Source organism: Cohaesibacter marisflavi, assembly GCF_963665895.2.
GTDB lineage: Bacteria > Pseudomonadota > Alphaproteobacteria > Rhizobiales > Cohaesibacteraceae > Cohaesibacter > Cohaesibacter marisflavi.
In genome coordinates this window covers 2,322,364-2,342,768 of sequence record NZ_OY762534.1, presented here as the reverse complement: position 1 = coordinate 2,342,768, position 20,405 = coordinate 2,322,364, and the positions used below count along the sequence as shown (strand labels likewise).

Here is a 20,405-nt window from a genome sequence, read left to right as displayed (position 1 = left end):
ACCAATTGAGATCAAACGTGAATCGCGGATAAATCAGGGTGCTGGTTAACAATTCTGGCCTGTTTGGAGAAACAGATGGAGACTTTGGTAGGCATCATGGTCTGTGCGCTTCGGCTCTGTTCATGCATCTGTCTTGAGGTAGATGAATAAATTGCAAGCTTGCTGCTGCCAACCAGTGGATGAACTGTTAAGGAAACGGTTAAATCAAACTTTTGCAAAAGCGGCATGGGCAGCCGCTGAAGCATGAAAAAGGCGCCCATGCCGGCTTCGTGCTACACAGATTTTGCTAGAAAATTAAGTTGCTTAGGAAAATAGCACAGTGCTGTGGTTGAGTAAAACATACAACAATTCAGGTGCATAAGATTGATTGTATAACGTAGGGTTTCATGAATACATAAATTTTTAAGTAGTATCTTTTTATTTCATAAATTTAAAATTTTAGATTGTTCAAAAAATAAGTAAATTCCGCATTGTTAAAAGAACCTGTTAAGTAATTTCCCGCAGAATTTAATGAAAATTCTAACGAGGAAACGTCATGAAAAAGATTCTTGGCGCTTTTGGCGCAATCTTGCTGGCTCTGGGTACACAGACTGTGGCCGCTCCGGCACCGGACCTTAAACAGATGGATGTTGAGGCGCTTCAGCAGCAGATCGATGCTTGGCTGAATAAAGAAATCGTTGCCATGAGCGTCAAAGCTCACAACGAGAAATATGGTAACATGAGTGATCAAGACATCATCACGCTGGACAACCAGTGGCGGGCTGAGGCCGAGGCTGATGACAAACCTCTCATCGCCGCTACGCTGTCCAGTCCGCTGTCTGTTTATCTGTCTCGCATGCAGGGGCAGTCGGTGGGGCTGTTTGTCGAGATCTTCGTGATGGACAACAAGGGCCTCAATGTGGGGCAGTCTTCTATCACGTCCGACTTCTGGCAGGGCGATGAAGCCAAATTCCAGAAAACCTACGATGTGGGGCCGAAGGCTGTTTTTGTCGACGATCCGGAGTGGGATGACAATTTCAATATCTGGCGCGCTCAGATCAACAAGAGCCTGACCGATCCGGCAACCGGCCAACTGATCGGCGCGGCGACCATCGAAGTGAATCTGACCGAATGGTCCCGTCGTCAGCTTGCTGCGAACTAGGAGGCTAACATGCTGAACAACTTTTCTCTGACTTTCAAAAGCCTGTTGTTTTTCGGCCTTCTTGCGATGGTCGGTGTGGCCGTTGGGCTGGTCAGCTACATCAAGTCTGATTCCGCAAGACAAGCGGTCGCTGAGCGCTCCGTCATGGAAAGCCAGGTATCATCCATGGAAGGGCTCAAGCTGGACATCCAGAATCAGGCTATCGCGCTCAAATCTTTTTTGCTGACAGGCGATCTTGACTGGTCAGATACCGTCAAGAAAGACTATTCTGAAATCTCCGGCCATTTTGATGAAATGGCGGCAGGCCAGCAGATTGCTGATGTCAAGAAGGAATGGTTGAGCTGGTATAACAGTTTTGCTGGCAAGCAATTGACCATGATGCGGAATCCCATGACAGTGGAACTGGCACGCGCCATTGAGGTCTCCGGCCAGAGCAACGAGCAGCTCAAGGCCGTGATGGCTCAGATCGATACGCATATTTCTGGTCTGCAGTCACAAATGGATCAGTTGACCGCAGAGCAGAATGCGGAGTTGAGGAGCGTTACCAGTGCGGCCTTGATCGGTCTGGTGGTAATGATTCTCGCCGCCATCGGTCTGGCCATTCTCAACAATGCTATTATTTCACGCCCACTGAAAAAGATGGTCAATGTGACCGGTGCATTGGCGGATGGTGACCTTAGTGTGGATATTGACAACAGTCGCGGCGATGAGATCGGCAAGATGTATCAGGCTCTGTCTGTGTTCCAGGTGAATCTCAAGCGGTCCAAAGAGCTTGAATTGGATGCTGAGGAACAGCGCAAGCAGGCTGAGGTCAAACGCAAGGAAGAAATGCGCAGACTGGCTGATGAGTTCGACAATGTCGTCGGCTCCATCGTGGCCAAACAGGCCGAGTTGTGCGGGCAGATGGAACAGAACTCTTCCCATCTGGCCAATAAAGCCGGGCAGACCGTGGAGCGCTCTGTTGCTGTGTCCGCGTCCACCCAGCAGGCCAACGCCAATGTACAGGCTGTTGCAAGCGCGACCGAAGAACTGTCTGCATCCATTCAGGAAATCTCCGGTCAGGTGACCAGTGCAGCACGGTTGGCCAATGAAGCCAATCATGAGGTTGAGCTGACCAGCCAGTCCGTTGCCGATTTGCAGCGGGTTCTGCAGGAAGTGGGCTCTGTCACCCGCCTCATCAATGACATCGCAGAGCAGACCAATCTGCTGGCTCTGAATGCGACCATTGAGGCTGCTCGTGCAGGCGAGGCTGGTAAGGGCTTTGCGGTGGTGGCTGCCGAGGTGAAGGATCTGGCCAACCAGACCGCCAAGGCAACCGAAGAAATCGACCGTCAGCTGACCAACATGGAAAATGCTGCCAACAGCTCGATCAGCGCAACGGAAACCGTCGCCAATAAGGTGCTTGAAATCACCGAGCAGACGACGGCCATGGCCGCTGCAACCGATCAGCAATCGGCCGCGACTTCAGAGATCGCCCAGAATGTGAATGAAGCGGCAACCGGCACCAACCATGTCAGCCAAGACATCGAAACCGTCTCCGGTATCGCTCAGGAAACCGGTGATCTGGCAACCTCGGTGCAGAATATGATTGCAGACATGAACAACCAGACCCGTGAGCTGCAGGACAAAGCCGACAAATTCATCAAGCATGTGCTTGCTGCCTGATAAGGCAAAGGGCCAAAAGGTTGATTGATGAAAAGCCAAAAGCAAGGGCCGGTTTTTACCGGCCCTTTTCGCGTCTGGTAACGCGTTCGTCGGCAGCCCCATTGCCGGTGTGTCATTGGGCAAGGGGACAGGGGCTGCCGACGTTATGGAGTTTGGTTACTCCATTTCGGGGATAAGATGGCTTTCATAGGCTGCAATGAGTTCTTCCTGAGAAAGCACGCCATCGGTGTCTGTGTCGGCTGCGGTGAAAACCTGCTCGACATTTTCAAGTGATGGATAGGCTGCAGAAAATTCTTCCAGAGTGACCACCCCATCACTGTTGGCATCCAGTATCATGATATCCTGCGCCATTGCCGGAGCACTCAGAGCCACGATGGTTCCAGTCAAAATCAATAGTCTCTTCATTTGGCTTCTCCTTGTATATATTTGTTTTATCGTCATTAATTCGCGTTGCGTTGGCAGCGCACAGCCATTTGAGCTGGCGACTGGGGCAAAATCCGAGCGATTGTGAGGTGAGATTGTGCACGCCTCAATACGTGTCTAAATTACAACAGTCGGGTGCGTGTAAATGCGTAGCTTGGACGTTTGGTGAGGTAAGGCCCATGAGGAAAAAGATTAACTTTTGGTAAGAAAAGCCGCGCATTGAAACGCTACCGTTAGCATGATTCAAAACAAGAAATGCGTCCATCCGGGCAGTGAATATCTTGACCTACAATCAGGGAAAAAGATTGGGAACCGACGCGAAAAAGCGCAAATGATGGCTGATCTGTGGCGGGCTACGCGAAATCGCCACAGTTGGAACAGGTCTATAAAGAGAGTTGCCGGGCCAAAAGCACTGATGAGAAGAGGAAGGGACGGCGCTAGAGGCTATCGGTCATGAAGAGGATCGTCGGGGGCGTCAGTAATTGAAAAGTGGCTGAAGCTGCACTGGAAGCCCTTGAGTTCGGAAATATCTCTAAGGGGAGAACAGGCCATCGGGCCGATCAGAACCTCCTCTGGTGCCTCGAAATTGGCAAGGCGCATCAGGCGCCAACTGCCTGATCTGTCCTTGTAGTGGGTGTAGATGATATTTCCCTTGCGCACCAGTCGCACAGCCTGCGGGCCGGACAGGGTCGGGCAGGGAACTGCAGACCAATCGGACGAGCCCTGTGTGACAACGGTCGTATAATTTGTGGCGCGATCAAAATATTCGACGCCGCATTTGACCCAGTGTGTCCTGTCAACGCGCATCATCAGTCCAACCTGATCATAAAGCACGTCATACTGGCCGGTGAATTCGGCAATTGCCGCAAAGTCACCTTGGCAAGGCACTGCAAAGAAATGTCCGCTATCAGGATGAGAGCCATGGTGAAGGATTTTCGATGCGGGTCGCGGCGCGATTTTTCGGCTGGATGGAATTTCGACCCGCGTTGGAAATCCTCCCAAGGAAGAAGCCTGCGGGGACTGCGCTCAGTCTATGGGGAAAGTGTTTCGAAGGTTGGTGCGATGGTGCAGCACGGCAGATGATCAGGAGGCAGGCTCATCGTTACCCAGGCGTCTGAAGCTGGCCAAAACATCGAGCTTGATGTTGTTTTCTGTCGTGACAAGCCGCTTGAGACCAGATTTCCGAATTTGGCCGCAGGCGATCCTGTCCGGCATAACTGAAGCAGCCGGTTCTGTTTGGACCAGATGTGCAAGATATCTTTCATGCAGCCTGTTCCCTTGGAGGTGCCCGGGATAGAGGTTTCTGACCTCGCCGGAAGATCTCGATAATCCGCATGGGGCCACCGCAACAGGGACAGGGTTCTCGCAGGGTTGGCGGGCTGACCTCTGCAGCCGGTTCCTGTTTGTTATCTTCCTGCAGTTGCTCTACTCCAAGGATTGTGCGGATCCTCGCAATGTTGGCTTTGCGATTGGCGCTGGCCAAGAACCCGTAATGCCGGATCCGATGGAAGCCGGCAGGCAGGACATGGAGCAGAAAGCGACGGATGAACTCGGGCGTTGCCAACTGCATGATCTTTTGTCGATCTCCCGATTTGATACGGTAATCCTTCCAGCGGAAAGTCACAGTGCTGGCATTCGCACTGATCAGCCGGTTATTCGAGATTGCCACCCGATGGGTGTATCGACTGAGATAGGCCAACACAGCTTCAGGACCGCCAAAGGGAGGCTTGGCATAGACCACCCATTCGGTCCTGCGGAATGGTTGGAGCCAAGCGGCAAACGCCTTCGGTTCCGACAGTCCTGCCAAATCTCCGAAGAAGGCGAGCTTGTCAGACTGATGCAGATCCAACAGTCCTTCCAGAAACAGCCGTCGGAACAGCCGGGATAGCACCCGCACATGAAGGAAGAAGCCGGGCTTGGATCCCACCCACCTTGTGCCATCTGGTGACAGGCCTCCGCCGGGCACGATCATATGGATGTGGGGATGATGCATGAGGGCCGATCCCCATGTGTGCAGCACAGAGGTCATACCCAGCCTGGCACCCATGCGTTTGGGATCGGCAGCGATGGTCATCACCGTTTGTGCAGATGCCCTGAACAACAGCCCATAGAGTGCTCGCTTGTTCCAGTAGGTAATCTGGGCAATCTCCGCAGGGAGGGTGAAGACGAGGTGGAAATACTCGACCGGCAACAAGTCCTCGGCGCGTGCCTCCATCCAGTCACGGGCAGCTGGACCCTGACACTTCGGACAGTGGCGGTTCTTGCAGGAATTATAGGCAATGTGATGGTGGCCACACTTGGCACAGCCTGCCACATGCCCGCCAAGCGCCTCCGTTCGGCAGGTCTCTATTGCTGACATCACCTTGAGTTGGTCAAGGCTTATATGTCCTTGGTTGGCTTGGCGCCAGGCTGGGCCGTATCGTCGAAAGATATCGGCTATCTCCAGCTTTGCACGCGGCACCACAAGGGCCGCTTATTCCAGGCTTCGCTTCACGGTTTGATCCTGCAAGCTGGCCAGCATCTCAAAGGGGCTGACGGTGTCCCGGATTGTCTTGGTGGCAACATGGGTATATTGCGCCGTCGTAGACAGCTTGGCATGGCCGAGCAAGACCTGTATCACCCGCACATCCGTGTTGGCTTCGAGCAGATGAGTGGCAAAGCTGTGCCGCAATGTATGCAGGGTCGCGGTCTTCCGGATCCCGGCCATATTCTTTGCCGACCCAAAGGCACGGCTCAATTGTCGTGGTGAAATCGGGTTGATCGTCGGCTTGCCCGGGAACAGCCAACCTCCCGGGCGAGCCTCGCGCCAATAGGTTCGCAATAGATGCAGCAAGCCCGGAGACAGCATGACCTTGCGGTCCTTGCTTCCTTTGCCCTGTTCGACATGGATCAGCATCCTGTCACTGTCGATGTCACAAACCTTGAGATTGCAAACCTCGGATGCCCGCAGCCCGGCCCCATAGGCGATGCTGAGTGCGGCTCGATACTTCAGCCCCGGTCCTGGTGCGGCCATCAGCAGATCTGAAACCTCTTCAATGCTCAGAACCACTGGCAGCTTGCGCGGCTCTCTGCGGAACTGCATATACCGCTTCATCTCCTCGCGACCACAGGTCATGGTGAAAAAGAAGCGGAGCGCCACGATACGGGCATTGAAGGTTGTCGGTGTTATGCCGGCATCTGTCATGTGAAGTTGGTAGGCACGTAATTCTTCCGCTGTGGCGTCGTCCGGGGAATGACCAAGAAAAGCTGCAAAATCCTTGATCGCTCTGATATGGGCCTTTTGCGCTTTGTCGCCCATTCCGCGTATGCGCATATCTTCGATCATTCGTTGGCGTAAGGGTGTGGTTCTCTCCTCCGTCATGGAAACCTCCTGTCTGATAATTGAGAACGCCTCAATCGTCAGACAGACGGCGGTGATCGCAAAACAGACTTATCTCAGAGGGTTAACGGAGCCTCCCCAGAGCACCATTGCCGCGCGAGCGGCTTCGTCCTTGGTCCGTTTCTCGCCAGAAATCGGATTTTGGCTCCGCCACCAGAGAGAGGACGTGAGGATGGTAGGTCCAGCGAGTTGGCTCATTATGCCAGCTTGCTGACGAAAGGAATGAGAGAGGCATGGCAGGACCCTTTATGTCGGTTCAAGGGCCATAAGAATAGCAAATCGCGGCAGGTACGAACAGGCAAGCGGCGACAATCAATAGTCGAAGAATTTTTGGAATAGTAAAAGAATAAAATTTTCAGATAGATAGAGACAGTGCGCTAAAATGTCTGGGGCGCGGATTGGCTGTCAAGAAAAATATAATTTCGGGCTGCAGAGCCATTTTTCTGATGATCCGCCATCGCCATCGCCATCGCCATCGCCATCGCCATTGCTATGCCCCAGTGCGGTCCTGAGAACAGACGCGAGCAAGCATGGAGCAAGTTTGGCAGGCAAAGAAAAAGGCCGGTCAGAAGACCGGCCTTTCGCTAAGAACTAAGCTGAGTGCCTAGAGCTTCATGATTACATCATGCCGCCCATGCCACCCATGCCGCCCATGCCGCCCATATCAGGCATTGCAGGACCAGCACCTTCCTTGGCCGGTGCATCAGCAACCATGGCTTCGGTGGTGATCATCAGACCTGCGATGGATGCTGCGTCCTGCAGAGCAGTGCGAACAACCTTGGTCGGGTCGATGATGCCAGCTTCGATCATGTTGACATAAGCTTCGGTCTGAGCGTCGAAACCGAGGGTCGCATCGCCTTCCAGAACCTTGTTGACAACGATGGAGCCTTCAACACCAGCATTTTCTGCGATCTGACGGATCGGAGCCTGCAAGGCACGAAGAACAATCTTGATACCAGCTTCGATGTCGAGATTTTCAGAAGAGAGCTTTTCAACTTCCTGAGAAGCACGCAGAAGAGCGGTACCACCACCAGGAACAATACCGGCTTCAACAGCTGCACGGGTAGCGTTCAGGGCATCGTCAACGCGGTCTTTGCGTTCTTTCACTTCAACTTCGGTTGCACCGCCAACGCGGATAACAGCAACACCGCCAGCCAGTTTAGCAAGACGCTCCTGCAGTTTCTCACGGTCATAGTCAGAAGAAGTTTCTTCGATCTGAGCTTTGATCTGAGCAACGCGTGCTTCGATGCCTTCTTTGGCGCCAGCACCATCAACGATGGTGGTGTTTTCTTTGGTGATGTTGACCTTCTTGGCGGTGCCCAGCATGTCGAGGGTAACGCTTTCGAGCTTGATGCCAACGTCTTCAGAGATAACGGTACCACCGGTCAGGATAGCGATGTCTTCGAGCATTGCCTTACGACGGTCGCCGAAGCCAGGAGCCTTGACAGCTGCAATTTTCAGGCCGCCACGCAGTTTGTTGACCACGAGGGTAGCAAGAGCTTCGCCTTCGATGTCTTCTGCAATGATGAGCAGCGGACGGGAAGACTGAACAACGCTTTCAAGGATAGGAAGCATCGGCTGCAGGTTGGAGAGCTTTTTCTCGTGCAGCAGGATGAACGGGTCTTCCAGATCAGCAACCATCTTCTCGGTGTTGGTTACGAAGTATGGAGACAGGTAACCACGATCGAACTGCATGCCTTCAACGACTTCCAGTTCGGTTTCTGCGGTTTTGGCTTCCTCAACGGTGATAACACCTTCGTTGCCGACTTTCTGCATGGCGTCAGCGATCATTTTGCCGATTTCAGCTTCGCCGTTAGCAGAGATGGTGCCAACCTGAGCAACTTCTTCAGAAGAATTGATGGTTTTGGAAGAGGCTTCCAGAGCTTTGTGCGCTTCAGCAACTGCAATGTCGATACCGCGCTTCAGATCCATCGGGTTCATGCCGGCAGCAACGGATTTTGCGCCTTCACGAACGATAGCCTGTGCCAGAACGGTAGCGGTCGTGGTGCCGTCACCAGCGATGTCGTTGGTTTTGGAAGCAACTTCACGCACCATCTGTGCGCCCATATTCTCGAACTTGTCTTCCAGTTCGATTTCCTTGGCAACGGAAACACCATCTTTGGTGATGCGCGGAGCGCCGAAGGACTTTTCGATAACAACGTTACGACCTTTAGGGCCGAGGGTGGTTTTCACAGCGTTTGCGAGAATATCTACGCCACGCAGCATTTTTTCGCGTGCATCAGCACCGAACTTGACTTCTTTAGCAGCCATTTTAGCTTTTCCTGAAATCTAGATTACTTGTAATAAGAGGCGGTTCGACTAAGGATTCCGGCGATTAGCCCAGAATGCCCAGAATGTCGGACTCTTTCATGATCAGCAGGTCTTCACCGTCGATTTTGACTTCGGTGCCGGACCATTTGCCAAACAGAACGCGGTCGCCTGCTTTGCATTCGCAAGGAACAAGCGTGCCGTTGCTGTTGTAGGCGCCTGCGCCAACTGCAACTACTTCGCCTTCGGATGGCTTTTCTTTAGCGGTATCAGGAATGATGATACCACCAGCGGTTTTCTCTTCGGATTCAACGCGACGAACTACGACGCGGTCATTCAGAGGACGGAATTTCATTGTCTGAACTTTCCCTAAGCTGTTTTGCAGCCTCCCGGACCCATTTACGGGCATTGCATGCCCCTAAATTGCTAGCGGCATCCGAGCAGTCTGCTCCTCGATTAACAAGTGCATTAGCACTCTCTTATGGGGAGTGCTAACAGCGTCCTTCATTTAGGGGCAGTGGGATCAGAAGTCAATGAACCGATCAAAAAAAATGTGATCGATTTGGTTGCAATGCAAAATGAGGCAACCTTATAGGCCCATGCTCTTTGCGGCAAGGAGAGGCACTTATAGCCGTTCTCGGCTTGTCTGTTAAGGGGGGGTGAGAAAACAAACCGATAACCACTCTCTCTATATATTTCTGACTCTTTAAAGGTATTCAGAAAAATAAATATGATAAAATATGGATTTCGGGATCTTATTTTCAATTGAAACTGTATTTTGGAAGAATAGGTTTCAATTTAAATTGGAAGATTTTGTATATATACGTATCTTGAGAGATTTTTACTGATAAGTTATATGGTTTAGTCCTTTTTTAATGTGAAAACGTGAGATTGACGAGCAGAAAAAGGCGTGAAAACTGCCTTCTAAATTTGTGAGTATTATCTGGTCTCTCTCCGACGGTCATATTATGTTGAGTAAACTCTTTTCCTTTCTGACCATACGCCAGCGGATCGCCGCGCTTGTGGTCCTCATGCTTATGGGCTTCATCGGCATGCTCGTGGTCAACGGTCAAACCACTGCGATGCTGAATGAAGCACGAAAAATGGAGCAGGCAACCCAGCAAAGAGCTCGCCTGTTTCAAGACCTGCAGGCTGTCAGCCTCAAGGCTGCCAAATTGTCGGAAGAATTTCTGCTGGAGCGGGACAAGATCAAAGCCGATGCGACAACAGGCCTGTTTGCGTCTGCTTTGGCCGCTCCCGCTGACGAAGAGATTTTAGGGGCTTTTAGCCGCAGTTATCATGACAGCCTCGATCAACTGACCAATGCAGCGCATATTTTCTCCGATATCAAAAAACTAAGAGAAGAGGTCGGATTAGGCGAGGAGGACGGCTTGCGCGGCAAGCTTAATGCCGCTGTCAGGCGCGCGGGCGAGAAGCTCTCTTCCTTTGCCAAGAAATACAAATTGGGCCCGGCTGCCGGAGCAGTTGAAGCCCGTATGCTCCAGCTGCGCCACCATGAAAAAGACTATATGCTCTTTGGCGATCCGGGGATTATTGAAAAGTTTGACGCCTCTTATGATGACCTGATCAAATCGATGAAGCCGGCCGGCTTCAAGATTGTCGGACGCATGGAGATGAAGGGGTTTCTGAAAGTCTATCGGCAGGATTTTGCCGATTGGGTGGCTGGCAAGAAGGCGCTTGATGAAAAGGTTCAGCTGTTCCGTCAGACGATCAGCAATCTGGTGGCCGATGTTGAAAGCCAGTCTCAGGATGCCTTCGAACTGGGGGCAGCCCAGATGGCCAAGGCTCTGACACAGAAGGAAGCCGCAGAGAGAAGCTTTTATGGCATCACGATTGGCATCGTCCTCTTGACCATAGTATTCTCGCTTTTGATCGCTCGCTCGATCACAGGGCCGCTCTCCCGCCTCGCCGATGTGATGGACCGCATTCGGGTGAATGACCTCTCGGTCGAGTTGCCTGAAATCCGCTCGCGGGATGCCTTGGGGCGCTTGTCCGTTGCGGCACGCAACTTCCTTGAGTCCGTTATCCAGAGCAAGCGCCTTAAAGACAATGCGAGGCTTGATCGCCAGAAGGAACTGGATCGGCAAGCCGCCCTTGAGCAAATGCTTCAGAGCTTCCGGCTTGAAACAGATCAGGTAATGCTGCGTGTCTCCTCTCAGGCGCGGGAGGTCATCAAGCGGACGGACAGTCTCAACGAGATTTCTCACAATGCACAGGGTTCCTCAGAGCTGGCCCGCTCCTCGACCGCATCGAGCGTCTCCCATGCATCCGCTGTCAGCGAAAAGGCACAGGAGCTGCAAACAGCGGCCAGTGACATTATTGAGCAGACGGAAAAGGCCCATCGGGTTGTCGGCGAGGCCGAGGCTGTCTCCAATTCAGCCAACGGCACCATGGACAAGCTCAACAAGGCCACCGGCCAGATCGGCGATATCGTGGAAATGATCGGCAAGATCGCCGCGCAAACCAATCTTCTTGCTCTCAACGCCACCATCGAGGCGGCCAGAGCCGGAGAGGCGGGCAAGGGCTTTGCGGTCGTGGCCGAGGAGGTCAAGGAGCTGTCCTCCCAAACAGCCAAGGCGACAGAAACGATTGCAGCCCAGATTACAGATGTGCAGCAGGCCGCCTCTGAAACCGGAACCCTGATTCACACCATTTCCGACATGATTGCAGGCGTCAATGAAGTAACGAGAGCCATCGCTGAGGCCGTGGATGTGCAAAAGCAGGCGACCACGCATATGGACGGCGACATCACGATTGCGCTCAAGGAGAGCCGTGGTGCCAGCGACCGGGTCGCTAGTGTGGCGGAAACCATCGCGCAGTCGAGCCGCGAGGCAGAAGCCTTCAAATCGGTTTCAACCCAGCTGGAGGATGTCATTGCCAATATGGAAGGCTCCGTGCATGACTTTCTGGATGCCGTCGAGCAGGATCTGGACGCGCGCCGCACAGAAATGAAAGCCGAGCTTGAAGCCGCTTAGGCTCTCGGGATGTGAAGCTTCTGCGTTCAGGAGTTACCAAGGCAGCCGCGAACCAGATGGGCGAGCACCGCATTGAGGCGTTCGTCCAGTGTACCGCTTACCGTGATATGATCAAACTCCTTGAGCTCGGCCTTAAAACGATTGAAGAAATGTGGCCTGTGATCAGGTGCGTCTCGCTGCCCGTCATCCACCCATGGCCAGTCCAGATCACACAAGATATAGAGACGGGGTCGGTAGGGCGTCGTCTTCAGGCGCCGCTTGTGCCGCTCCGACCATTGCTCCCATTGCGCCCAGAGGGGAGTGTTCATCTCATCTGCATAATAGTGTGCACTATAAACCAGAGAAGAGATCAGGTCTGTATCGCAAATCAGCACCTTGTTTTGTGAAGAGGCTGCTTCAGCGCCGCGCTCCTCATTCACCCATTGGCCTTGCGCCACGGGAATGGCATCTTCAAGGGTCAGACTGCCTTGCTCTTCGAAATAGTCACGCAAATATTCAGGAACCAATATGCCGTCCAGATGCTCAGCGAGCGCTTGGGCGAGGGAAGACTTGCCGGTGCTTTCCGGGCCAGTCAGGATGAGACGGGGCAAACGGGAAAAAGGCATGGTTTTGGTGCTTCCATTAAGAGCCAACACGCTTGTTTTGTCTCAAAGCACACAGAATTTGTCAATGCCGCCCTATGTCACCGACTGGCATCAGTTGAAGGTGGCTGCCTTCCCGGGGGAGCCGGGTTAGGCAGAGGCTGGATCGGTCTTTTTGCCCGAAGGAGCCGCCTTCACGCCCTGAACGATTTCCTCGACCTCATGGGCGACGGCTTCCATCTCATGAGCAATGGCTTCGGCTTCCTCTTCCGAGGCCGTCCAGGAACGATCCGGTGTGGTCCAGTCGCTGGTTGCGGTACGACGTTCCCACCAACGCATGGCAAGGCCAAGGCTCACGCCAACCCCGATGGCAACCGTCAGGTCCACCAGAACCGTCAGAACGAGGGTCAGGACAAGAAGGAACAGATCGCTGCGCTGTCCCGCAGCATAGCTTTTCCATTTGTGTGGCTCGCTCATGTTCCATGCGGTCATCATCAGAAGAGCCGCCAGAGCTGGCATCGCCAGATTGCCCGCAAGCGGGGCGGCGATCAGCATGACAAGCAGAATCACGATAGCATGCACGATACCGGCAACAGGCGTCTGACCACCGGCCTTGACGTTGGTTGCCGTGCGGGCAATGGCGCCCGTAGCAGGCAAGCCCATGAAGAGCGAAGAGGCGATGTTGGCAAAGCCCTGTGCGGTCAACTCCGCGTTGGGGCGGTGATTGCCATCAATCATCCGGTCAGCCACCATGGCCGAAAGAAGTGACTCAACACCAGCCAGAAAGGCGATGATGAGAGCCGAAGGGAACAATTCAACGATGCGTGCCCAGCCAAGATCGGGCAGCGACGGAACCGGCAGGCTTTGTGGCAGTGCCCCGAAGCGCGAATAGAGGGTTTCGACCGGCAGATGAAAAGCCACGATCATCAGCGAGCCAAGCGCCACAGCGACAATGAGGCCGGGAAAGCGCGGGAAGGCCTTGCGCAACCCTATGATAAGGACCAGCGTTACCATGGCCACACCAAAGGCGGGCAGGTTGAAGCTATCGCGGGCATGCCACAGGGCTGGGACCTTTTCGAGAAAATCAGCCGGAACAGATGCCAGCTGCAACCCCATGAAATCCTTGAGCTGGCTGGACGCAATGATGATGCCGATCCCGATGGTGAAACCATTGACCACCGCTTCGGGAATAAACGCAATCAACCGGCCAACGCGGAAATAGCCCGCCAGAACCAGAATGATGCCCGCCATGAAGGTCGCCAGCACAAGCCCGTCATAGCCATGCGTTGCAATCACATTGAAAACCACCACGATGAAGGCACCGGTCGGACCGCCGATCTGTACGCGGCTGCCGCCGAGCAGCGAAATGAAAAAGCCGCCAATAATTGCCGTGACCAATCCCTTGGCCGGATCCGCTCCCGATGCGATTGCAATCGCAAGGCTGAGTGGCATCGCTACCATCGCAACAGTGATCCCGGCTAAGCAGTCGGAGAAAAATTGGTCGCGGTTATAGGTTTTACAGGTCGTAAGGATCTTTGGCTGGCGCATAGCATTTAGCTGACTGGTACGGAGGTGGCGGATCTTGCTGTCCGTTGGGGGAAGTCTTTTGACTATTGTCTAACAGGCTTTGTTTCAAGCCTGAATAGATCACAGCTTCTATGCATAAATAATGTGACTAGTAGTCGTCAATCTGCACAATCGTATATGTGCATGTTGGAGTCATTTTATCGGAGAGGCTCAAAAGGGGATAAACTGGCGCTTAATGGCCTCTATCCATGAAGCCTGTGAGGCTTCATGGTCGATGCATGACCGTCAGGCTATCTGACGATCATGTTCGAATTCGAGATCCATATTGTGATCGCTCAGTGAGATAGCCTTGCGGAAATGAACACGCAAAAGCTGGTCTCGCCCATGAGACGGCAGAGCACGGTGGGTTTCGGCAAAGCCGCGACGCGCATAAAAGCTTCTCAGTTCGTCCATCACTTCCGGCGTATGCAGCCGCAAGTGAGATAGCTCACGGGATTCAGTCAGTACTTCCAGCTCGGTCAGCATCCGCTTGCCGAGCCCTTCATTCTGACAATCAGGATGAACGGCCAGATAGTCGACATAAAGTCCGTTGCGGGCTTCATGCAGAGCGGCAGCAGCAAGCACAGTGCCTTGCTCTTCCAGAACATATAGATTGCCGCATTGGTAAAAGTCGCGCAGGTTGGAAAAGGCATTTGCTGGCTGGCCAACGCCCATGCGTTCACCGATTGGAGCCATGGATTTGATAAAGAGTGCGCGGATTTCAGAAAGTTGGCTCGATTTGGCCAACGCAAAATAGAGTGACATAATTTTTCCTGTTCTTGCTCCGGCGGGTCAACCCTTTCAGACATGGCGCTTTATCTCTGCGCGTGAATGAAACGGGAGCCGGACATTTGTCTAGGTCGTCTGTTTCGTCGAATGATATGCCTCCAATATAGTGACGAGAAGATGACAGACCGAAGAAACTACGGATTTTTTCGTAATAATTGCGACTAAAGTATTAGGAATATGGATGGTGCAGACCGTGGCGCGACACGTTTGCCGCATTTCCCGGGGCGGTATGACGGTCGAAACGTCTATTTGCGCGGCAGGGTAATGGAGGCTTCAAGGCCGCCTTCCTTGCGGTTCTTAAGGGTCACATCGCCCCCATGGCTGCGAATGATCGTGCGCGTAATGGAAAGGCCCAGACCGACACCTCCGGTTTCCAGATTGCGCGACCCTTCCACCCGGAAGAAGGGTGCAAACACCTCTTCAAGCTTTTCGGCCGGAATACCGGGGCCATCATCGCAGACCTTGATCTCGATATGGCGTGGGGTGGCTTCCAGTTTGAGAGAGGCATTGCCTGCATAGCGCAAGGCGTTTTCGGTAAGGTTGCGCAAGGCACGCTTGAGGCTCACCTGTCGACAGGAGAAGGTCAAATTGTCTGGCCCTTCGAACGCGACATTCTTGCCAAGCTCTTGATAATCCTCGGCCATAGAAGACATGAGGGCGGCCAGATTGACGTCCCGCGTTTCCTCTTTGCTGGCATCCTCGCGCGCAAAGGCAAGGACGGCGTCGGTCATTGCCTGCATTTCTTCAAGGGTTTCCTGAAGCTTCTCTCGCATCTCATCATCATCAATAAATTCAGTCCTCAGACGCAAGGTCGTGATTGGCGTACGCAAGTCATGGCTGACGGCTGCGAGCATGCGGGTGCGATCCTGCACAAAGCGCAACAGCCGTTCCTGCATGGCGTTGAAGGCGCTGATCGTGCCTTGAATTTCGGTTGGTCCGTTTTCTTTCAACGGGGCAATCGCCTCCCCACGCCCCAGCTTGCGCGAGGCGCTCTCCAATTCCCGCAAAGGGGCGGTGAGTTTGCGCACGATGAGGACGACCACTGCGATGATCAACAACGCGGTGACCAGAAGAGAAATCAGGAACGGGCGTCCCCACTTTGCGGGAGGGGCGGGCACTTCGGATTTCGCTATCAGCCATTTGCCACTATCCAGAGGCACGGCTATTTTCATATCCTGTGCCAGGATCGGGTCGCGAAACCGCCGCCATGGCGGAGTGCGATCATCCCAATTGCGCCGATGGCGAAAGAGCCTGTTCTTGTCGTCCGGTGGTCCTTGTCCGGTCATCATGCCCTGACCATCCATCATCTTCTGGCCATTCATCATGCCTCTGTCCGGGCGAGGGGGATCTGTCGCAGGTGCATCGTCCGCCGTGGTGCGCTCTCTGGCTGCCATGAGAAAAGGATCCGCAGGAAGCTTGCTAAAGCGCACCGTATTGTCTGCGAGGCCGGCCCGGCGTTCCAACCGATGGGCAAGCCCGGCTTCGGCGCTGCCCTCGGCAGGCAAAGCCAGCTCGGTTGAGTCTGCTAGATCAAACCGGATGCCCTGACCCTCTGCAGCATTGAGAAACCGGTCATGCAAAGCCATGTCGGTCTGGTTGAGTACGCGCACAACAGACGCCGTACGGTCCAGAATCTGGCCGCGTGTTGCTGAGAGTGTGATATTCTTGCGCTCGAAGGCGAACATCATTATCGAGATGATCTGCGCCAGAACGAGAGCAATCATCAAGGCTGCAATCAATTGACCAGCCAGCGAGCGCGGCCATAGGCGAAAGCCCGCTCTGAGAGACCTTCCGGCTTTGGTGAAAGTGGCCCCAAAAGACTTTTTGCTGTGCTCTGACTTCTGCGATGCGTCCGGTCCTGATGATCGGGTCAAGAAGCGTCCTCCTCATCGGCATGGTCGAAGGGGGCATCCTCCACCTTGCCTGTTACCCTTGCGGTGAAAACATAGCCACCGCCTCGCACGGTTTTGATCATTTTCGGGGTCTTGGGATCTTCCTCGATCTTCTTGCGCAGGCGTGACACCTGATTGTCGATAGACCGGTCGAATATCTGTGCCGTGCGGCCCGATGTAAGATCGAGCAATTGGTCGCGAGAGAGCACCATGGTCGGGCGCTTGAGGAAGGTAATCAGCAGACGGTAGTCTGCTGCACTCAGCGGAACGGTGACGCCATCGGGGCTGACCAGCTCGCGCTGATGCACATAGAGTGTCCAGTCGTCAAAGGTCAGCACTTCGGGTTCATCCGGCTTCTGCGCCTCGCGCGGCATGGATTGGCTGCGCCGTAATACAGACTTGATGCGTGCCAGCAGCTCGCGCGGATTGAAAGGCTTGGTCAAGTAATCGTCTGCCCCGATCTCAAGGCCGATAATCCGGTCTGTTTCTTCACCAAGGGCAGTGAGCAAGATAACCGGGATATTCTCATTCTCGCGCACATAGCGACAGAGCGTCAGACCATCTTCGCCGGGCATCATCACATCCAGCACGATAAGATCGATCGCTGCCGTCTTGAGGATCTGACGCATCTTGGCGCCACCATCAGCATCGCTCACCCGGAAGCCATTCTTTGAGAGATATTTTGACAACAGCTCGCGAATGTCCCGATGATCATCCACCACCAGAATATGGGCTGATTGTTCCATGTGCGTATCTCCGTTGCCTCTTGGCGTCTTGCCCGCAGCGGGCCTTGAAGTGAGCAGGCCCTTCTCTTGCGATATATCGGTGTGGCGCCATCCTATAACAATAATCAGATATCACGAAATTTGTTGCTGTCCAGAAAAATATACGTGTTTTTTCAAGCACTAACAAAGGAAATTGTAACCAACTGTATCAACCGGCAAGTGCGATACAATGGGCGACACTCTGCCATTTTTTGGCGATGGCTTTAAGCAGAAAGACACCTATCTTGAAGTCATCGAGAGCGCGAAACCAAACCACAAGCGACACCGCCTCTCGACCCCAAACCGGCCCTGCGCACTCTACAGGGCTAGACAGAACTGTAGGATGAACAAGGCTCTGCGGCCAATGAGGAATTGGCTTTATGAGACGAGAGGATAACAAGATGAACAGCTTTACAAAAATTGCTTTGACTGTAGCCCTGATCGGTGGCGTATCTGCAACGGCTCTGAGCGTCAACAGCGCATCGGCCAAGGGATGGAACAATGGGCGCGGCATGGGGCCGGAACAGGCCCAGTCATTCCACGGACCGCGCGGCATGCTGGATCTGAAGGCCATTGATGCCGATCAGGACGGGTCCATCACCAAAGATGAACTCTCTGCCGCCATGGGCAAGAAAATCAGCGATAATGACACCAATAGCGATGAAGCCGTGTCTCTGGAAGAATTCAAAGCAGAATGGATGGCCATGACCAAGAACCGTATGGTGCGGACCTTCCAGTTCTTTGATCGCGATGGCGATGGCAAGGTAACCCTTGAAGAATTCTCCGATCCGGCTCAGGCGCGTTTTGATCGCATGGACGTCAATAACGACGGCAAGGTGGACTCGGCGGATCGCCAGGCCATGCGTGGCAAGGGCATGCGCGGCAAGGGGCACGGCCCCGACTTTGGCAAACGTGGTTTTGGTCATCATGGCCGCGATATGAAAGGTCCGCGTGGCGGCCAGTTCCAACAGGGACAGTTTGGGCCACAGGGTGGACCTCGGGGCGGCATGATGGGCGGCCCGCGTGGTGGCCAGTTCCAGCAGGGTCAGTTCCAGCAGGCTCCGGCCCCACAGATGGCTCCGACAGCCGCGCCTCAGGCTCCAGATGTCCAGCCAGCACAGGACAGCGCATCAACTCTAGCACCCGCGCTGCCTCCTGTAGCCATGGCCAAGTAACGGATCGGCATAGAAATATATAACCAGCCAACAAAAGGACCGGCAGCACGAGCCTGCCGGTCTTATAAAGAGATGCCTCCAATTTATCCCCGTTGTCCGGCATGTTTTATGCCCATGGCTGCGGGGTTTTCTTATGGTGTTGCAGCATTTCAGGCTGCACCGTCAGCGGGCTTTTTTGCCGGAAACCGACAGCTTGAAGTGGATAAGATGAGATAATTGTAACGCTCTGTATCACGGCAAATAGCCGATACATAAGGCGACAAATCTTCCAGTTCCCTCCCTAAAAAGGCGCTATTCTTAGACCAAGTTAATCACATCGGACGGGCTGGTAAGGCGCCAGCAGCTCCGAAAGAAAATGGGTCGATCCCCTGCTGCAAGGTGCACTCGGGATCTGGTGTTTGGAAATGAAGGCCAATGAGGAATTGGCCCATATCGGGTAGAGGAATAGCAAGATGAAAAACGCAACGAAAATCGCACTCGCAGTTGCACTGGTCGCAGGACTGTCTGCAACATCGATGGCTGTTCACACTGCTTCCGCCGGTGGCTGGGGCTATGGCTGGAACAACAATCAGCAGAACGGTAACTGGATGGGTCGTGGTGGCGGCATGATGCGCGGCGGCTATAACAGAGGCCCTCGCGGTGGCATGATGCGGGGCGGCATGATGGGCGGAGGCTTCATGGGTGGAGCCATGATGCTCCAGCAGTTCGACGCCAACAATGACGGCGCCCTGACCAAGGAAGAAATCGACACCGGCTTTGACAAGAAAGTCGCCGAGAATGACAAGGATGGCGATAACGCCATCAATCTGGAAGAATTCAAGGCCGAATGGCTCAAACTGACCCAGAACCGCATGGCCCGTGGCTTCCAGTTCATGGATAGCGATGCCGATGGCAAGATCACGCCTGCTGAACTGAAGGCCCATGCCGACCAGATGTTTGCCTTCATGGACAGCAACAATGACGGTAAGATCGATCAGAATGATGGTCCACGACGTGGCATGGGCTATGGTCGCGGCGGTGGCCCACGTTTCATGCAGGCTCCAGCGGCAGCGCCCGCAGCACCGGCTCCGGCAGATAGCGACAGCGCCCAATAAGAGCCGGTCTGATCTTCTCTGATCTTCATAGCATACGCATCAAACGATGCTGCCTGCTGCCCCTCGGGGCAGCGGGTTTTTTATTGACGGATTTACTGGAAAGGAGCGCCCCTGAGCGCTCTTGCGAGAGACTGCTTCAGCCTGCGTCTTTGGCATCAAGGCGATAGCCAAATTCCCAGCTGTCGGACACATCGCCCAGAAACCGCTCTACCGGCACCTTTTGAAAGCCGATCTTCTCGTAGAAGGCATGGCCTTCCAGAAACCGCGTATCGCTCCATAGCCGAATGGCTTTGCCTTCGCGCTTGTCCACTAGATCTGTCGCCAGATTGAACATGGACCACGCGAGTCCCTGGCCGCGCGCTTCCTTGGCGACATAGACCTTATGGAGCTCGAATAGGCCGGGGGTGAGGGATTCGGCCACTGCGAGCGAGCCGACAATCACGCCATCCTGCTCGGCTACCCAGATCTGACCACCCATGGCAGCATAATAGCTGGAAGGATGCTCAAGCTCGGGATATTCCTCATCGACGAAATGACAATTCTCATAATCGGCAAACACCGAAGCGATCAGCTTGCCAATCGCTGGGCCATCTTCATCGGTCGCAGAGCGGATCAGGGCATAACTCATGGCTGTATCTCTCTCGGTCTTTAGGCTTTTATGCCTACTCGCTT

The 20,405-nt window shown here is 53.9% G+C and carries 18 protein-coding genes; 5 read left to right on the top strand and 13 right to left on the bottom strand.

The window, feature by feature from the left end; all coding sequences use genetic code 11:
• Positions 1–11: 11 nt before the first annotated feature.
• Positions 12–260 carry a hypothetical protein gene (locus ACKPCT_RS11710; protein WP_090070845.1) on the bottom strand — a complete coding sequence of 83 codons (249 nt, stop codon included), beginning with the start codon at positions 258–260 and terminating at the stop codon, positions 12–14.
• A gap of 275 nt (positions 261–535) precedes the next feature.
• Here ACKPCT_RS11710 and ACKPCT_RS11705 point away from each other — a divergent pair, with 275 nt between their 5' ends.
• Both ACKPCT_RS11705 and ACKPCT_RS11700 read left to right on the top strand, forming a co-directional pair.
• Positions 536–1,141 carry a hypothetical protein gene (locus ACKPCT_RS11705; protein WP_090070844.1) on the top strand — a complete coding sequence of 202 codons (606 nt, stop codon included), beginning with the start codon at positions 536–538 and terminating at the stop codon, positions 1,139–1,141.
• Between the two features lie 9 nt (positions 1,142–1,150).
• A complete protein-coding gene (locus ACKPCT_RS11700; protein ID WP_090070842.1) occupies positions 1,151–2,806 on the top strand; it encodes a methyl-accepting chemotaxis protein in 1,656 nt (551 codons plus the stop codon).
• Between the two features lie 156 nt (positions 2,807–2,962).
• Here ACKPCT_RS11700 and ACKPCT_RS11695 read toward each other — a convergent pair whose 3' ends face one another.
• From ACKPCT_RS11695 to groES, 6 genes are all read right to left on the bottom strand, one after another.
• Complete coding sequence (locus ACKPCT_RS11695) at positions 2,963–3,211, bottom strand: EF-hand domain-containing protein (RefSeq protein ID WP_319569276.1); 249 nt, start codon at positions 3,209–3,211, stop codon at positions 2,963–2,965.
• Positions 3,212–3,673: 462 nt separating this feature from the next.
• Positions 3,674–4,117 (bottom strand): DUF1349 domain-containing protein, encoded by a 444-nt coding sequence (locus ACKPCT_RS11690; RefSeq protein ID WP_407652471.1) that lies wholly within the window; start codon positions 4,115–4,117, stop codon positions 3,674–3,676.
• Positions 4,118–4,490: 373 nt separating this feature from the next.
• A complete protein-coding gene (locus ACKPCT_RS11685; protein ID WP_319567050.1) occupies positions 4,491–5,690 on the bottom strand; it encodes an IS91 family transposase in 1,200 nt (399 codons plus the stop codon).
• Between the two features lie 12 nt (positions 5,691–5,702).
• Positions 5,703–6,590 (bottom strand): tyrosine-type recombinase/integrase, encoded by an 888-nt coding sequence (locus ACKPCT_RS11680; protein ID WP_319567949.1) that lies wholly within the window; start codon positions 6,588–6,590, stop codon positions 5,703–5,705.
• 636 nt (positions 6,591–7,226) lie between these two features.
• On the bottom strand, positions 7,227–8,879 hold the full coding sequence (gene groL, locus ACKPCT_RS11675) for a chaperonin GroEL (RefSeq protein WP_319516038.1): 1,653 nt from the start codon (positions 8,877–8,879) through the stop codon (positions 7,227–7,229).
• Positions 8,880–8,943: 64 nt separating this feature from the next.
• A complete protein-coding gene (gene groES / locus ACKPCT_RS11670) occupies positions 8,944–9,231 on the bottom strand; it encodes a co-chaperone GroES (protein WP_090070834.1) in 288 nt (95 codons plus the stop codon).
• A 613-nt stretch (positions 9,232–9,844) separates the two neighbouring features.
• On the opposite strand from groES, the gene ACKPCT_RS11665 reads away from it, so the two are divergent.
• Positions 9,845–11,872, top strand: coding sequence for a methyl-accepting chemotaxis protein (locus tag ACKPCT_RS11665; RefSeq protein ID WP_319569274.1), 2,028 nt, complete (start codon positions 9,845–9,847; stop codon positions 11,870–11,872).
• A gap of 26 nt (positions 11,873–11,898) precedes the next feature.
• Here ACKPCT_RS11665 and ACKPCT_RS11660 read toward each other — a convergent pair whose 3' ends face one another.
• The 5 genes from ACKPCT_RS11660 to ACKPCT_RS11640 all read right to left on the bottom strand — a co-directional run bounded on the left by ACKPCT_RS11660 (position 11,899) and on the right by ACKPCT_RS11640 (position 17,446).
• Positions 11,899–12,477 (bottom strand): AAA family ATPase, encoded by a 579-nt coding sequence (locus ACKPCT_RS11660; RefSeq protein ID WP_090070829.1) that lies wholly within the window; start codon positions 12,475–12,477, stop codon positions 11,899–11,901.
• A 126-nt stretch (positions 12,478–12,603) separates the two neighbouring features.
• Positions 12,604–13,914 carry a SulP family inorganic anion transporter gene (locus ACKPCT_RS11655; RefSeq protein WP_210186691.1) on the bottom strand — a complete coding sequence of 437 codons (1,311 nt, stop codon included), beginning with the start codon at positions 13,912–13,914 and terminating at the stop codon, positions 12,604–12,606.
• Between the two features lie 351 nt (positions 13,915–14,265).
• Positions 14,266–14,784 carry a GNAT family N-acetyltransferase gene (locus ACKPCT_RS11650; protein WP_319569273.1) on the bottom strand — a complete coding sequence of 173 codons (519 nt, stop codon included), beginning with the start codon at positions 14,782–14,784 and terminating at the stop codon, positions 14,266–14,268.
• A 269-nt stretch (positions 14,785–15,053) separates the two neighbouring features.
• A complete protein-coding gene (locus tag ACKPCT_RS11645; RefSeq protein ID WP_319569272.1) occupies positions 15,054–16,682 on the bottom strand; it encodes an ATP-binding protein in 1,629 nt (542 codons plus the stop codon).
• Complete coding sequence (locus tag ACKPCT_RS11640; protein WP_319569271.1) at positions 16,679–17,446, bottom strand: response regulator; 768 nt, start codon at positions 17,444–17,446, stop codon at positions 16,679–16,681. The genes ACKPCT_RS11645 and ACKPCT_RS11640 overlap by 4 nt, the downstream gene beginning before the upstream one ends.
• Before the next feature lie 419 nt (positions 17,447–17,865).
• On the opposite strand from ACKPCT_RS11640, the gene ACKPCT_RS11635 reads away from it, so the two are divergent.
• The gene (locus tag ACKPCT_RS11635; protein ID WP_319569270.1) at positions 17,866–18,639 is read left to right on the top strand and encodes an EF-hand domain-containing protein; all 774 of its coding nucleotides are present in this window, start codon (positions 17,866–17,868) and stop codon (positions 18,637–18,639) included.
• A gap of 452 nt (positions 18,640–19,091) precedes the next feature.
• Entirely contained in the window at positions 19,092–19,733 is a 642-nt protein-coding gene (locus ACKPCT_RS11630; RefSeq protein ID WP_090070818.1) for an EF-hand domain-containing protein, read from the top strand.
• A 136-nt stretch (positions 19,734–19,869) separates the two neighbouring features.
• Here the strand turns inward: ACKPCT_RS11630 and ACKPCT_RS11625 are convergent, their stop codons facing one another.
• Entirely contained in the window at positions 19,870–20,361 is a 492-nt protein-coding gene (locus tag ACKPCT_RS11625) for a GNAT family N-acetyltransferase (protein WP_090070816.1), read from the bottom strand.
• Positions 20,362–20,405: the final 44 nt, after the last annotated feature.